We start from the raw sequence: 14,138 nt of genomic DNA, 5'->3' as shown, positions 1-14,138 counted from the left end.
GCCATGCGACTGCTCTTCGCCGGAACCCCCGCGGCCGCGGTGCCGTCGCTCGAGGCGCTCCTCGCGTCCCGCCACGAGGTCGTCGCGGTGCTCACGCGTCCCGACGCCCGGTCCGGCCGCGGGCGGTCCTCGACGCAGAGCGAGGTCAAGGCGAGGGCCTTGGAGGCCGGGCTCGAGGTGCTCACGCCGCAGCGCCCCCGGGACGAGGAGTTCCAGGCGCGGCTCGCGGAGCTCGACGTCGACGCCGCGCCCGTCGTCGCCTACGGCGCCCTGATCCCGCAACCGCTCCTGGACGTCCCGGCCCACGGCTGGGTCAACCTGCACTTCTCGGTGCTGCCTGCCTGGCGCGGTGCTGCGCCCGTGCAGCACGCGATCATCGCCGGTGACGAGGTCACGGGTGCGACGACCTTCCGGCTCGAGGCCGGCCTGGACACGGGACCGGTGTTCGGGTTCCTCACCGAGACGATCCGCCCGCGCGACACGTCCGGTGACCTGCTCGGGCGCCTCGCCGTGGCGGGCGCGGGCCTCCTGGTGCAGACCCTCGACGCTCTCGAGGACGGGATCCTCAGCCCTGTGGTCCAGGCGACCGACGGGGTGAGTCACGCTCCGAAGATCGGGGTCGAGGACGCGCGCGTGCGCTGGTCGCACCCCGCGCACGCCGTGGACCGCCGGATCCGCGGCTGCACCCCCGAGCCGGGCGCGTGGACCACGCTGCCCGACGGCTCCCGGTTGGGCATCGCCCCCGTGGTACCCGTCCCGGACGTCACCGACCTGGCCCCCGGGCAGCTGCTCGTCGGCAAGAAGGACGTGCTCGTCGGGACGGCCGGGAGCGCGGTGCGACTCTCCGAGGTGACTCCGCAGGGCAAGCGGACGATGGCGGCGGCCGACTGGGCGCGCGGCGCGCGGCTGGCCGCGGACACCGTGCTCGGGGGTGGAGCGTGAGCCCCGCGGACGACCGGCGCGACCCGAGCGGTCGCCAGCGCGGTGCCGCGCGCGCCCAGGGCCGGACGCAGCGCTCCGCCTCCGCACCGTCGCAGCGGCGCCGAGGGAGCGACCCGGCCCGCACCGCCGCGTACGACGTGCTGCGGGCGGTCGACGGCTCGGACTCGTACGCCAACCTCGTCCTGCCGCCCCTGCTGCGGGAGCGGCACCTCGCCGGGCGTGACGCGGCGTTCGCCACCGAGCTCGCCTACGGCACGTTGCGGTTGCGCGGGAGGTACGACGCGATCATCGCCCAGGCAGCAGCCCGCGAGGTCAGCACGATCGACGCGCCTGCGCTCGACGTCCTGCGCCTCGGCGTGCACCAGATGCTCGGCATGCGGGTGCCCGCCCACGCCGCGGTCTCCGAGACCGTCGGGCTCGCCCGCGAGCAGCTGGGCACGGGCCCGTCGCAGTTCGTCAACGCCGTGCTGCGCACCGTGGGGCGCTCGACGCCGGAGGAGTGGGAGCAGCGGATCGCGGAGGCGGCCGGCGACGACGAGCTGGCTCGGCTGTCCGTCACGCAGAGCCACCCGCTGTGGGTGGTGCGTGCGCTGCGCGAGGCGCTGGTGGGCAACGGGCGGTCGGCCGACGAGATCGGCGAGCTCCTCGCAGCGGACAACGCGGCCCCGCGGGTGACCATCGTGGCGCGCCCGGGTCTCGCGGACCCGGCGGAGGTCGTCGGCGACGCCGGCGAGGGCGTCGGTACGGTCGGGGCGCTCGCCCCGAGCGCGGTGATCCTGTCCGGCGGCGATCCTGCGGCGCTGCCGAGCGTGCGCGACGGCCGCGCCGGGGTGCAGGACGAGGGCAGCCAGCTCGTCGCGCTCGCTCTGACGGAGGCACCGCTGGACGGTCCCGACGAGCGCTGGCTGGACCTGTGCGCCGGTCCCGGCGGGAAGGCCGCCCTGCTCGCCGCGGTCGCGGGGGAGCGCGGGGCGCGGATCGTCGCCAACGAGCTCCAGCCGCACCGCGCCCGACTGGTCGAGCAGGCCCTGCGCGCGGTGCCGGCCGACGCGGTCGAGGACGTGCGGACCGGCGACGGCCGCACGGTCGGCACGGACGAGCCGGGTGCGTACGACCGGGTGATGGTCGACGCTCCCTGCACCGGTCTGGGTGCGCTGCGCAGGCGGCCCGAGGCGCGGTGGCGACGCACGCCGGCGGACCTCGCGGGCCTGAGCGCCCTCCAGCGCGATCTCCTGGTCTCGGCGCTGCGGGCGGTGCGTCCCGGCGGGGTCGTCGCGTACGTGACCTGCTCGCCGCACCTCGTCGAGACCCAGCTCGTCGTCAAGGACGCCCTGCGCACCGTCACGCGAGCCGGCCTAGAGGTCGAGTCGATCGACGCACGCGCGGTGGTCCGTGGCATCGCGCCCGGCGGCTCCGTCGAGCTCGACGACACGCGGACCGACGTGCAGCTGTGGCCGCACGTGCACGGCACCGACGCGATGCACCTGACGCTTCTGCGCCGGAGGTCCTGAGGCCCACGGGGCCCTCTAGGCTGGCCGGGTGCCCGCCCTGATCAATCCCAGCATCCTGTCCGCCGACTTCGCCAACCTCGAGCGCGACCTCCAGGCGATCGCGGCGGCCGACTTCGTGCACGTGGACGTCATGGACAACCATTTCGTGCCCAACCTGACGCTCGGCCTGCCCGTGGTGAAGCGGATCGCACAGGTGTCGCCCGTCCCGCTCGACGTGCACCTGATGATCGAGGATGCCGACCGCTGGGCCCCCGAGTACGCCGCCGCCGGCGCGGCGTCCGTGACGTTCCACGCCGAGGCGACGCAGGCACCCGTGCGGCTGGCCCGCGAGCTGCGGTCCCGAGGCGTCCGGGCGGGGATCGCGCTGAGGCCGGCGTCGCCGGTGGAGCCGCTGCTCGACCTGCTGGCCGAGTTCGACATGCTGCTCGTGATGACGGTCGAGCCGGGGTTCGGCGGGCAGTCGTTCATCGAGGGGATGCTGCCGAAGATCCGGCGGGCGCGTGCCGCGCTGGACGCGTCCGGGGGCGACACCTGGATCCAGGTGGACGGCGGGGTCGCGCGCGACACGATCGGCCGGATCGCAGCCGCCGGCGCGAACGTGTTCGTCGCCGGCTCAGCGGTGTACGGAGCGACCGACATCGCGTCCGAGATCGCCGCCCTGCGCGACCTGGCCGACGCGAACGCCTGACGAGCGGGAATGCCTGGTGTGGCATGATCGTTGGCGCACTACGAACACTTACACGTGCTCCGGGGTCGGTGTAATTCCGAGCCGGCGGTGACAGTCCGCGACCCGCACGGTCCGCAAGGATCGGGCGGTTGACCTGGTGGAACTCCAGGACCGACGGTGAGAGTCCGGATGGGAGGATCACGTGGCGGCGCCCTCGCGCCGTGGCTGCGGGACCCCTCCTGCCGCCCTCACCCCGGAGCCCCGCGCGTCCGGAGGTGAGCATGTCCAGCATCGAGACCGGTGTGCGTGCACCCTCCGAGGCGGACGCCATGCGCCGCGCGCTCGAGCTCGGTCGCCGCGGCCCGGCCACCGGACCGAACCCTCGCGTGGGTGCCGTCCTGCTGGACCCGACCGGCGAGGTCCTGGGCGAGGGCTGGCACCGGGGAGCCGGGACGCCGCACGCCGAGGTGGCCGCTCTGACGGATGCCGCCGAGCGCGGCGCGGACGTCCGGGGCGCGACCGCCGTCGTCACGCTCGAGCCCTGCAACCACACCGGCCGCACGGGTCCGTGCTCGGAGGCGCTCATCGCCGCCGGAGTCGGTCGCGTGGTCCTTTCCGTGCCCGACCCGAACCCGGTCGCTGCCGGCGGTGCCGAGCGCCTGCGCGCGGCGGGCGTCGACGTCGAGACCGGCCTGCTCGCCGACGAGGGCCGTGCGCTGCTGGGCGCGTGGCTGCCCTCGGTCGAGCGGGGCCGCCCCTTCGTGACCCTCAAGATCGCGACCTCCCTCGACGGGCGGATCGCCGCCGCCGACGGCTCCAGCCGCTGGATCACGTCCGACGTCTCCCGGCGCCACGCCCACGACCTGCGGTCCGAGGTCGACGCGATCGTCGTCGGCACCGGGACCGCCCTGGTGGACGACCCGTCGCTGACCGCGCGCAACGCCGCCGGTGAGCTGCACGGGCACCAGCCGCTGCGCGTCGTGGTCGGCCACCGCGACGTCCCGGACGGCGCACGCCTGCGCGGACCCGGCGGCGAGCTGGTCCAGGCGCGGACGCACGATCCCGCCGAGGTGCTGGCGCTGCTCACCGCGCGCGAGGTCCGCCACGTCCTCGTCGAGGGCGGACCCACGCTCGCGGCAGCCTTCCTGCGTGCCGGGCTCGTCGACGAGGTGCACGCCTACGTCGCCCCCGTCCTGCTCGGGTCCGGGCCGTCCGCCATGGGCGACCTGGGCGTCGCCAGCATCGGCGGCGCCGTCCGCCTCACCACCCGATCCGTCCTTCCGCTCGGCCCCGACGTCTTCGTCGTCGCGACGGTCGACCCGCACAGCCCTACGGAGGAGCACTGATGTTCACCGGAATCGTCGAGGAGATCGGCACGGTCGAGGCGATCGAGCACGGACCGGACGGCACAGACGCGCGCCTGCGCGTCCGTGGCCCGCTGGTGGTCTCCGACGCCCACCTGGGCGACTCGATCAGCGTCTCCGGGGTTTGTCTGACGGTCACCGAGCTGCCCGGCGACGGCACGTTCGTCGCCGACGTGATGCCGGAGACGCTGCGGCGCAGCGCGCTGGAGGACGTGGGGGTGTCCAGCCCGGTCAACCTCGAGCGCGCGCTGGCCGTCGGTGGCCGGTACGGCGGGCACGTCGTGCAGGGGCACGTCGACGGCGTCGGCACGATCCTGTCCCGGTCGCCCGGTCCGCGCTGGGACGACGTCGAGATCGGCCTCGCCCCGGAGCTCGCGCGGTACGTCGCCGAGAAGGGCTCCATCGCCGTCTCCGGCATCTCGCTCACCGTGACGCACGTGACCGACGAGTCGTTCGGCGTCTCCCTCATCCCCACCACGCTCGAGGCGACGACCCTCGGCACCCTGGCGCCCGGTGCGCGGGTCAACCTGGAGGTCGACGTGCTGGCCAAGTACACCGAACGGCTGCTCTCGACGGCGGGGATCCTGCGATGACGGCCCCCGCAGGAGTGCGCCTCGGCACCGTCGAGGAGGCCTTGGAGGCGCTGCGGGCGGGCCGTCCGGTGCTGGTCGCCGACTCGCCCGACCGGGAGAACGAGGCGGACGTCATCCTGGCCGCCCAGTCGGCGACACCCGAGTGGATCGCCTGGACCATCCGGCACTCGTCCGGCTACCTCTGCGCCCCCATGCCGGCGTCGAGGGCTGACGCGCTGGACCTGCCGCTGATGGTCCCGCACAGCCAGGACCCCCGGCGGACCGCGTACACGGTGACCGTCGACGCGGCGACGGGCGTGACCACGGGGATCTCCGCATCCGACCGCGCGCGCACCCTGCGGGTGCTGGCCGACCCCGCGTCCGGCCGCGAGGACCTCATCCGGCCGGGCCACGTGCTGCCGCTGCGGGCGGTGCCCGGCGGCGTGCTGCACCGCGCCGGGCACACCGAGGCCGCCGTCGACCTGTGCCGGCTCGCCGGCCTGGAACCGGTGGGCGCGATCGCGGAGCTGGTCAACGACGACGGGTCGATGACGCGGCTGCCGGTGGCGTCGGCGCTGGCGGAGGCCGAGGGGCTCGTGCTGCTCACCATCGAGGACATCGTCGCGTGGCGCACCCAGCACGGCGACGACGTGACCGCCGAGGTGGCCGTCGCGGCGCCGCCGAAGGAGCGGGTGCACGCGACGCACACGGCCTACCTGCCCACCAAGCACGGTGACTTCCGCATCCACGGCTACCGGGACCTGCGCACGGGCGCCGAGCACGTCGCGCTCGTGCCGACGGCCGGTCTGGCCGAGGCGCCCGTGGTCCGCGTGCACTCCGAGTGCCTCACCGGGGACGCGTTCGGGTCGGCACGATGCGACTGCGGACCGCAGCTCGACGCGGCCCTGGAGCTCGCCGCCGCGCAGGGGGGCGCCGTGATCTACCTGCGTGGCCACGAGGGCCGCGGCATCGGCCTGCTGGCCAAGGTCGCCGCCTACGCGCTCCAGGACCAGGGTCGCGACACCGTCGAGGCGAACCTCGACCTCGGGTGGCCCGCCGACCGGCGCGAGTACGGCGCCGCGGCCGCGATCCTCACCGACCTCGGGGTGCAGCGGGTCAGCCTGCTCACCAACAACCCCGCCAAGGTCGCGGGCCTGCGCGCGCACGGGATCGACGTCACCGAGATCCGCAGCCTCGAGGTCGGCCGGACCCCGCAGAACGAGGCCTACCTGCGCACCAAGGCGACGTCGATGGGGCACCTGCTCCACCTGCCGCCCGGCACGGAGGGCGAGCCCATCGCCGTCCTGCCCGTGCACGCCACGCCGGCCACCCCCGGCGCCGACCACGACGACCACGCGTTCGAGAGCCTGGAGGACCTGGCATGAGCGGTGCTGGAGCACCCACCCTGACCGTCGACGGGACCGGACTGCGGGTCGTCGTCATCGCCGCGAGCTGGCACACCGTCGTGATGGACGGCCTGCTCGCCGGCGCGCAGCGCGCCCTGGCCGCGGCGCACGTCGAGGACGTGACGATCGTGCGCGTGCCGGGCACGTTCGAGCTGCCGGTCGCCGCGCAGGTGGCCGCCGCGGGCGGCGCCGACGCCGTCGTGGCGCTCGGCGTCGTGATCCGCGGCGGCACCCCGCACTTCGAGTACGTGTGCCAGGGCGCCACCCTCGGGCTCACGGACGTCGGCATCCGGACGGGGGTGCCTGTCGGGTTCGGCGTGCTCACCTGCGACAACGAGGAGCAGGCGCTCGACCGCGCGGGCCTCGAGGGGTCGCACGAGGACAAGGGCGCCGAGGCCGCGGAAGCCGCTGTCGCGACCGTGGTCGCCCTGCGCGCCCTGCGCGGTACGGCAATGCGCCCCGCGCCCCTCCACGTCTAGAGTGCCCGCGTGAAGACCTTCGACACCCTGTTCGCCGAGCTCTCGGAGAAGGCCGCCACCCGTCCCACGGGTTCCGGCACGGTCGCGGAGCTGGACACCGGCGTGCACGGCATCGGCAAGAAGGTCGTCGAGGAGGCCGCCGAGGTCTGGATGGCCGCGGAGCACGAGTCGGACGAGCGGACGGCCGAGGAGATCTCCCAGCTCCTCTACCACCTCCAGGTGCTGATGATCGCCCGCGGGCTCACGCTCGCAGACGTCTACACCCACCTCTGAGGAGAACGACCGTGCTGAGGATCGCCGTCCCGAACAAGGGCTCCCTGTCGGAGCCTGCCGTCGAGATGCTCAAGGAGGCCGGGTACCGGCAGCGTCGCGACTCGCGCGAGCTGGTGCTGCCCGACCCGGACAACGACGTCGAGTTCTTCTTCCTGCGCCCGCGGGACATCGCCGTGTACGTCGGCGCGGGCACGGTCGACGTCGGCATCACCGGCCGGGACCTCATGCTCGACTCCGAGTCCGAGGCGGTCGAGCACCTGCCGCTCGGGTTCGCGCGCTCCACCTTCCGGTTCGCCGGGACGGCGGGGGAGTGGACCGACGTCGCGCAGGTCGGCGGGCGGCGGGTCGCGACGTCGTACCCCGTGCTGGTGCGCTCGTACCTGCGGTCGCTGGGCATCGAGCCCTCGGGTGTGGTCCGGCTGGACGGCGCCGTGGAGTCCGCGATCAAGCTGGGGGTCGCCGACGTGATCGCCGACGTCGTCGAGACGGGCACCACGCTGCGCGCCGCCGGGCTGGAGATCTTCGCGGACCCGATCCTGCGCTCGGAGGCCGTGCTGGTCCGCCGCACGGGCGTCGACGAGCCCGCGGGCCTCGATGTGCTGACCCGCCGGATCCAGGGCGTGCTGACCGCCCGCGAGTACGTGCTCATGGACTACGACGTGCCGCTCGCGCTGGTCGACCAGGCCGTGGCCATCACCCCCGGGCTGGAGTCGCCGACGGTGTCGCCGCTGCACAACCGCGACTGGGCGGCGGTGCGGGCGATGGTGCGCCGCGACCAGACCAACCGGGTCATGGACTCCCTGTACGACATCGGCGCGCGCGCGATCCTCGTGACGTCGATCCACGCGTGCCGACTCTGACCGGACCCGCTGTGGACGAGCTCACCGCACCGTTCCGGCCGCGGCTGGCGAGGGTGGTCACGCTCGCGCTGGCGGTCCTGGTCGTCGTGCTGACCGTCGCGATCATGCTGGCCATGTCCGTGCTGTCCGCCGGGGACCGCATCGGGTTCGCCCTGGTGGGCGGGCTGATCGTCTGGTTCCTCTGGCGTCAGGCGTCGGTGGTCGCGCGGGTGTCCGACGCGGGGCTGACCGTGCGCAACCTCGTGTTCACCCGGCGGCTCGAGTGGGCCGAGATCGTCTCCGTGCGCTTCGGGTCGGGCCGGCCCTGGGTGCAGCTGGACCTGTCCGACGGCGACACGCTCGCGGTCATGGGTATCCAGCGCGCGGACGGCACGTTCGCCGACGCGGAGGCCCGTCGGCTGGCCACGCTCGTGGCGAGGCACACCGCCACCACACGGGACGACTGAGCCGGTCGGTCAGAGGGTGGCGGCGTAGACACCCGCCGCCGCGGCGGCGAGGAACGCCGCGGGGTCCTGGTCGAGCGAGCGCCCCATCGTCGAGAGCCGGACGGGGGTAGCCGCGAGCGCCCCGAGCAGGTCTGCGTCCGTGGGCACCTCGACCAGGCGGTGACGCTGCGCCAGCGGGGCTGCCTGGTCGCGGACTCGTGCTCCGAGGTCACCGTCGAGCAGCGGCACGACGACGTCCGCCGGGGCGAGCGCCACCCGGCCGTACGCGGTCAGGGAGTGGTGCGAGACGCCGAGGTGCCGCTCGCGCGCGTCGGCGCCCGAGACACGCAGCGACCCGATCGGCCGACCGCCCAGGACGGCCGCCGCGTTGACCGCCTCACCCGCCGCCACCCCGGAGAACCCCCACCGCGTCCCGGTACCGAGGTTCCCGGGGCCCTGCGCCACGACCACGAGGTCGGCGCCGACGACGTGCCGCGCCGCGAGCAGCCCGGTGTGCACGGTGACCGCCTCGAGATCGCCCCCGAACGACTGCCCGGTGGTCACGCACGCGTCGATCCAGCCAGCGGACCGCAGGCCGGCCACTGTGCGGGAGAACCAGGCGGGCAGCGCGCCGCCGTCGGTCATCACGTACGCCACGCGCGGGGCGGATCGGCCGGCCTGGCGCGCCGCGTGGCGGGCGCCCGCGACGATCGCGGGGAGCGCGGAGTGCAGGTCTGCGACGACGACCGGCAGCCCGTCGAGGTCGTCGGCGTCGCGCAGCAGGTCGTGGTGCGGGGACTCCTGGTCGTCGACACCGAGGACCATCGCCTGGAGCGGCGTGTACCGGGCCTTGACCAGGTGCCCCGGCCCCTCGGGCGGGTCGGCGGGCGTGCGGTCGGGCAGCGCGATGATCAGCGCGTAGCCACCGGTGCCCAGCCCGCGGGCCAGCGCCGAGACGTTCAGCAGGACCCGGTCGCCGATCTCCGGGCTGCCGACGAGCGCCGTGAAGGCCAGCGCACGGACCGTGTCACCGGCGGTCGCGGTGCCCACCGGGGCCTCCAGCTCGACGGTCACCTCGGCGGCGCCGGGCCACGTGGCCCCCAGCGACACCACGACACCAGCACGCCACGTGATCACGCGCCCACGCTACCGGCCACTACGGTGGTGCCCGATGGCTGCTCAGATCGCCCCCGCGGAGCGCCTGCTCAACCTCGTCATCGCCCTGGTCAACACCGCGGGCCGGATGACGAAGGAGCAGGTGCGCACCAGCGTCGCCGGATACCAGGAGGCCCCGTCCGACGACGCCTTCGAGCGGATGTTCGAGCGGGACAAGGACACCCTGCGCGACCTCGGCATCCCGATCCTCACGGTGACGGACGCCGGCCACGGCGACGACATCGGCTACCGCGTGGACCTCGACGCGTACGCGCTGCCGCCCCTGGACCTCACGGCGGCCGAGCTCGGCGTGCTCGCGATGGCCGCACAGGTGTGGCAGGACCAGGCGGTCCGCGCCGACACCACCCGCGCTCTGACCAAGCTGCGCGCGGTCGGCGAGGCCCCGGAGTCCACCGACCTCGTCGTCGGGCTCGCTCCGCGCGTGCGGGCGGGCGGCGGCGCGTTCGGACCCCTGGTCGACGCCGTGCAGGCGCGCCAGGCCGTCCGGTTCACCTACCGGGCAGCGACCACCGGCGAGGTGCTCGAGCGCGCGGTCGAGCCGTGGAAGCTGCTGGCCCGTCGCGGCGGCTGGGTGCTCGTCGGCCGGGACCGGGACCGCGGCGCCAGCCGCTCGTTCCGGCTGAGCCGGATCGAGGGCACGGTCCGCACCGTCGGCGAGCCCGGATCCTTCGAGCCGCCGAGCGCCGACGAGCTCGCGCACGCGCTGGAGACGTGGGGGAGCGGTCCCGAGCGGATCGCGACCCTGGCGATCCTCCCCGAGCGGGCGAGCGCCCCGCGGGCCCGGTCGGTCCCCCCACCCGCGGACGGTCCGGACTGGTCGGCGGACCCGGCCCTGGTGCACCGCGACCTCGTGCACGTCCCGTTCCGTGCGGAGTGGGAGCTGGCGGAGGAGCTCGTCGGGTACGGCGACGCCGTCGTCGTGCTGGCACCGAGCGGGCTGCGCAGCTCCGTCCTGCACCTGCTGCGCACGGCAGCCACGCTCGACCAGGGGGTGGCCTCGGATGGCTGAGCGCGCCAGCGACCGGCTCCTGCGGATGCTCGGGATGATCACGTACCTGGATCGTCACGAGGGCGTCCCGGTCGACGCGATCGCCGAGCAGTTCGGCGTGACGACCCGCCAGGTGATGGACGACATCGACACCCTCTGGGTCACCGGCACCCCGGGCTACTACCCGCACGACCTCATCGACTTCGACGCCGCGTCGTACGAGCAGGGTGTCGTGCGCCTCACCGAGTCCCGCGGGATGACCCGTCCGCTGCGGCTGGGCGCCCGGGAGGCGGTCGCCCTCGTCGCGGCCCTGCGTGCGCTGGACGCCGCGCTCGGCTCGGCGCTCGAGCCGGAGCAGGCGGCGGTGCTGCGGTCGGCGCTGGCCAAGCTCACCGCGGCCACGGGCGACGCCGCTGCCGCCGTCGACGTCCAGCTGTCGGTCGATGCCGCCCCGGACGTCGCCGCCGCGGTCGCGACCGCGCTGCGCCACGGCCGTCGGCTGCACCTGCGGTACGTGAACGCCTCCGACGTGAGCACCGAGCGTGACGTCGACCCGATCCGCCTGGTCACGGACGACGAGCGCTCCTACCTGCTGGGCTGGTGCCTGCTCGTCGACGGCGAGCGGCTGTTCCGGGTGGACCGCGTGCTGGCCGCCGAGGTGCTGGACACCCCGGCTGAGGACCACCTGGTGCGCCCGGGAGCCGAGGTCTTCTCCCCGAGCGCCGACGGCGAGCTGGTGACCCTGCACCTGACCAGCCGGGCGAGGTGGGTGGTGGAGACCACACCGGTGGACGCCGTCCGCAACCTCGACGACGGGTCGTTCGAGGTGGACCTGCGCGTGGTGCAGCACGCCTGGCTGCGCCACCTCGTGCTCCAGGTGGCCGACGACGTGCTCGAGGTGCGCCCGGCGCGCATCGCGCAGGAGGTCGCCGCATCCGCGCGGGCCGCCCTGCGCGCGTACGGGGAGGTGGGCTGACGTGCTCTGGTTCACGGTCTGGACGGTGCTCGTCCTGGCGACGCTCGCCGGCGCGTTCCTGCTCGGCCGCAGGCTGTGGCGGTCGGCCGTCGCGCTCGGACGTGAGCTGTCCCGCGCGGCCGACGTCGCTGCCCAGCTGGCCGACCGCGTGGACGAGCTCCAGGCTGCGGCGGGGACGCGGGAGACCGGTCCGACGCTCTTCGCGGACCGCGACGCCCTGCGGACCCGGCTCGCCGAGGTGCGCGCCCGGGCGGCCGGGCGCCGGGGGGAGCGCGAGGAGCGTCGGGCGGCCACGCGGCTGCGGTGGCGCGCGTACTGGACCTGAGGCGTCTGCGCCCGATCCCCAGGTGGCGCGGGTAGGATCGCCCGGTCATCGACATCCCGATGGAGGACCGACGTGTTCCGAAACATCACCGCAGTGCACGTGCTCATCGTGCTGCTCGTGGTCGTCCTGCTGTTCGGCGCGAAGCGGCTGCCCGACCTGGCCAAGAGCGTGGGCCAGTCGATGAAGATCTTCAAGAGCGAGGTCAAGGACCTGCGCGACGACGAGACGCCGGCCACGCCCAGCACGCCCGTGCCGCCCGCCGTCGTGACGCCCGCCGGTGTGACGCCTGTCGGCGCGCCCCCCGTGGTGCCACCGGTCGTCGAGTCCCAGTACGTCACCCCGGTCCGGCCCGTCGAGGAGCCGTCCGAGGGTCACGCGCCGCCGAAGGCCTGAACCGCACGTGAACGCTCGCCGCGGGGGTGAACCCGGCGGCCGGATGCCGCTGCGAGCACATCTGGTCGAGCTGCGCCGTCGTGTCTTCCTCGCCGCCCTCGGCGTCGTGGTCGGCGCGGTGATCGGCTGGTTCCTCTACGACCCCGTCTTCACCGCACTCCAGCAGCCGATCGTCCGCGTCGCCGAGGAGCGCGACAGCCTCATCGCGCTGAACTTCTCGGGGATCGCCACGTCCTTCGACATGCGCGTCAAGGTGTCCTTCTTCCTCGGCGTGATCCTGTCCAGCCCGTGGTGGCTCTACCAGTTCTGGGCGTTCGTGACGCCGGGACTGACGCGCAGGGAGCGGGGCTACGCGTTCGGCTTCGTCGGCGTGGCGGTGCCGCTGTTCCTCGCCGGGGCCTTCGTGGCGTGGTGGGTGCTGCCCAACGCGGTGCGGCTGCTGACCGAGTTCACGCCGACCGGCGCCACCAACCTCATCGACGCGCAGACGTACCTCGGGTTCGTCATGCGGATCATGCTCGCGTTCGGGATCGCGTTCCTGCTGCCCGTGGTCATGGTCGCGCTGAACTTCGCCGGGATCGGCACCGCGGCCACGTGGCGCAAGAGCTGGCGGTGGGCGGTGCTGCTCTCGTTCGTGTTCGCCGCGGTGGTCACCCCGACGCCGGACGCGATCACGATGCTCGCCGTGGCCGTCCCCATGAGCGGTCTGTACTTCCTGGCGCTCGGCGTGTGCGTGCTGCACGACCGTCGGGTCGACCGCTTGCGCGTGGCCGCCGGCCTGCCGCGGCTCGACGGCACGATGTCCGACGAGCCGGGCACCGCGTGATCCACCTCGGCCTCGTCGTCAACCCCACCGCGGGCCGGGGACGTGGCACGCAGGCCGGCCGCCGGGCGCACGAGCTCCTGCGGGCTCGCGGGCACAAGGTCGAGGACCTCTCCGCCTCCACGCTGGCGAGGGCGACCGACCGGGCGCGCGCAGCGGCGGTGCAGGGGCTGGACGCGCTCGTCGTCGTCGGCGGCGACGGGATGGTGCACCTCGGCACCAACGTCGTCGCGGGCACCGGACTCCCGCTCGGCATCGTGGCGGCCGGCACAGGCAACGACGTCGCCCGCTCGCTCGACCTGCCGCGCGGCGACGTCGAGGCGTCCGTCGAGGCGATCGAGCGCGGGCTGCTGGACGGTCCGCGCCGGGTCGACGCCGTGCGTGTCGGATCTCCCGAGCACGCGGCGCACGAGTGGTACCTCGGAGTGCTCTCCTGCGGCTTCGACGCCGCGATCAACGCGCGGGCCAACGAGATGACCTGGCCGAAGGGTGCGGCCCGCTACGTGCGCGCGCTGGGCGCCGAGCTCGGCCGGTTCCGGCCGTACGGCTACCGGGTGACGCTCGACGACCGGGTCTGGGAGTCGGCGGGCACCCTGGTCGCCATCGCCAACACTCCGTGGTTCGGGGGTGGCTTCAAGATCGCCCCCGACGCCGCCGTCGACGACGGCCTGCTCGACGTGGTGGTCGCCGGCCCGTTCACCAGGACCGGCGTGCTGAAGATCTTCCCGGGCATCCCGCAGGGCAAGCACGTCACCCACCCCGCGGTGGACGTCTTCCGGAGCCGGTCGGTGCTCATCGAGCCGCTGACCGAGCTCGGGCCGACGCCGCCCGTCGCGTTCGCGGACGGCGAGCGCATCGGTCCGCTGCCGTTGCGGGTGACGGTCGACCCCGGGGCGTTGTCGATCCTCTGCTGAGCGCGCGCGCCGCGCCTCCGCCTCTGGCCCGTGTGCCTAGGGTG

17 protein-coding genes and 1 riboswitch are annotated in these 14,138 nt (G+C 74.5%); of the genes, 16 read left to right on the top strand and 1 reads right to left on the bottom strand.

Features of this window, described 5'->3' with window-relative positions; genetic code table 11:
- Positions 1 to 3 precede the first annotated feature (3 nt).
- From fmt to ACO06A_RS19235, 10 genes are all read left to right on the top strand, one after another.
- A complete protein-coding gene (gene fmt / locus ACO06A_RS19280) occupies positions 4 to 942 on the top strand; it encodes a methionyl-tRNA formyltransferase (protein ID WP_421733795.1) in 939 nt (312 codons plus the stop codon).
- The gene (locus ACO06A_RS19275) at positions 939 to 2,453 is read left to right on the top strand and encodes an RsmB/NOP family class I SAM-dependent RNA methyltransferase (RefSeq protein ID WP_421733794.1); all 1,515 of its coding nucleotides are present in this window, start codon (positions 939 to 941) and stop codon (positions 2,451 to 2,453) included. The genes fmt and ACO06A_RS19275 overlap by 4 nt, the downstream gene beginning before the upstream one ends.
- 28 nt (positions 2,454 to 2,481) lie before the next feature.
- Entirely contained in the window at positions 2,482 to 3,141 is a 660-nt protein-coding gene (gene rpe, locus ACO06A_RS19270; RefSeq protein WP_421733793.1) for a ribulose-phosphate 3-epimerase, read from the top strand.
- A gap of 51 nt (positions 3,142 to 3,192) precedes the next feature.
- A riboswitch (FMN riboswitch) is annotated at positions 3,193 to 3,325 on the top strand.
- A gap of 76 nt (positions 3,326 to 3,401) precedes the next feature.
- A complete protein-coding gene (gene ribD, locus ACO06A_RS19265) occupies positions 3,402 to 4,466 on the top strand; it encodes a bifunctional diaminohydroxyphosphoribosylaminopyrimidine deaminase/5-amino-6-(5-phosphoribosylamino)uracil reductase RibD (RefSeq protein WP_421733792.1) in 1,065 nt (354 codons plus the stop codon).
- Positions 4,466 to 5,077, top strand: coding sequence for a riboflavin synthase (locus ACO06A_RS19260; RefSeq protein ID WP_421733791.1), 612 nt, complete (start codon positions 4,466 to 4,468; stop codon positions 5,075 to 5,077). The genes ribD and ACO06A_RS19260 overlap by 1 nt, the downstream gene beginning before the upstream one ends.
- Positions 5,074 to 6,441 (top strand): 3,4-dihydroxy-2-butanone-4-phosphate synthase, encoded by a 1,368-nt coding sequence (gene ribB, locus ACO06A_RS19255; protein ID WP_421733790.1) that lies wholly within the window; start codon positions 5,074 to 5,076, stop codon positions 6,439 to 6,441. Before ACO06A_RS19260 ends, ribB begins: the two co-directional genes overlap by 4 nt.
- A complete protein-coding gene (ribH, locus tag ACO06A_RS19250; RefSeq protein ID WP_421733789.1) occupies positions 6,438 to 6,941 on the top strand; it encodes a 6,7-dimethyl-8-ribityllumazine synthase in 504 nt (167 codons plus the stop codon). Before ribB ends, ribH begins: the two co-directional genes overlap by 4 nt.
- 9 nt (positions 6,942 to 6,950) lie before the next feature.
- Positions 6,951 to 7,214 (top strand): phosphoribosyl-ATP diphosphatase, encoded by a 264-nt coding sequence (locus tag ACO06A_RS19245; RefSeq protein WP_421733788.1) that lies wholly within the window; start codon positions 6,951 to 6,953, stop codon positions 7,212 to 7,214.
- An 11-nt stretch (positions 7,215 to 7,225) separates the two neighbouring features.
- The gene (gene hisG / locus ACO06A_RS19240) at positions 7,226 to 8,074 is read left to right on the top strand and encodes an ATP phosphoribosyltransferase (RefSeq protein ID WP_175347644.1); all 849 of its coding nucleotides are present in this window, start codon (positions 7,226 to 7,228) and stop codon (positions 8,072 to 8,074) included.
- Positions 8,075 to 8,085: 11 nt separating this feature from the next.
- Positions 8,086 to 8,520 (top strand): PH domain-containing protein, encoded by a 435-nt coding sequence (locus ACO06A_RS19235; protein WP_421733787.1) that lies wholly within the window; start codon positions 8,086 to 8,088, stop codon positions 8,518 to 8,520.
- Positions 8,521 to 8,529: 9 nt separating this feature from the next.
- Here the strand turns inward: ACO06A_RS19235 and ACO06A_RS19230 are convergent, their stop codons facing one another.
- Positions 8,530 to 9,636: a DUF3866 family protein gene (locus ACO06A_RS19230; RefSeq protein ID WP_421733785.1), complete on the bottom strand. Its 1,107-nt coding sequence runs from the start codon at positions 9,634 to 9,636 to the stop codon at positions 8,530 to 8,532.
- A gap of 34 nt (positions 9,637 to 9,670) precedes the next feature.
- Between ACO06A_RS19230 and ACO06A_RS19225 the strand changes: the two genes are divergently transcribed.
- The 6 genes from ACO06A_RS19225 (at position 9,671) to ACO06A_RS19200 (ending at position 14,094) form a co-directional block, all read left to right on the top strand.
- The gene (locus ACO06A_RS19225) at positions 9,671 to 10,684 is read left to right on the top strand and encodes a helix-turn-helix transcriptional regulator (protein ID WP_421733784.1); all 1,014 of its coding nucleotides are present in this window, start codon (positions 9,671 to 9,673) and stop codon (positions 10,682 to 10,684) included.
- On the top strand, positions 10,677 to 11,639 hold the full coding sequence (locus ACO06A_RS19220) for a helix-turn-helix transcriptional regulator (protein ID WP_421733783.1): 963 nt from the start codon (positions 10,677 to 10,679) through the stop codon (positions 11,637 to 11,639). The genes ACO06A_RS19225 and ACO06A_RS19220 overlap by 8 nt, the downstream gene beginning before the upstream one ends.
- Position 11,640: 1 nt before the next feature.
- Positions 11,641 to 11,964, top strand: coding sequence for a hypothetical protein (locus ACO06A_RS19215; RefSeq protein ID WP_421733782.1), 324 nt, complete (start codon positions 11,641 to 11,643; stop codon positions 11,962 to 11,964).
- A gap of 72 nt (positions 11,965 to 12,036) precedes the next feature.
- Positions 12,037 to 12,357 (top strand): Sec-independent protein translocase subunit TatA, encoded by a 321-nt coding sequence (gene tatA / locus ACO06A_RS19210; protein ID WP_421733781.1) that lies wholly within the window; start codon positions 12,037 to 12,039, stop codon positions 12,355 to 12,357.
- A 43-nt stretch (positions 12,358 to 12,400) separates the two neighbouring features.
- Entirely contained in the window at positions 12,401 to 13,183 is a 783-nt protein-coding gene (tatC, locus tag ACO06A_RS19205) for a twin-arginine translocase subunit TatC (RefSeq protein WP_421733780.1), read from the top strand.
- Complete coding sequence (locus tag ACO06A_RS19200; RefSeq protein WP_421733779.1) at positions 13,180 to 14,094, top strand: diacylglycerol/lipid kinase family protein; 915 nt, start codon at positions 13,180 to 13,182, stop codon at positions 14,092 to 14,094. The genes tatC and ACO06A_RS19200 overlap by 4 nt, the downstream gene beginning before the upstream one ends.
- Positions 14,095 to 14,138 lie beyond the last annotated feature (44 nt).

The organism is Cellulomonas sp. (assembly GCF_965229465.1).
In the GTDB taxonomy this organism is placed as follows: Bacteria; Actinomycetota; Actinomycetes; order Actinomycetales; family Cellulomonadaceae; genus Cellulomonas.
This window is presented reverse-complemented; position numbering and strand designations above follow the sequence as displayed.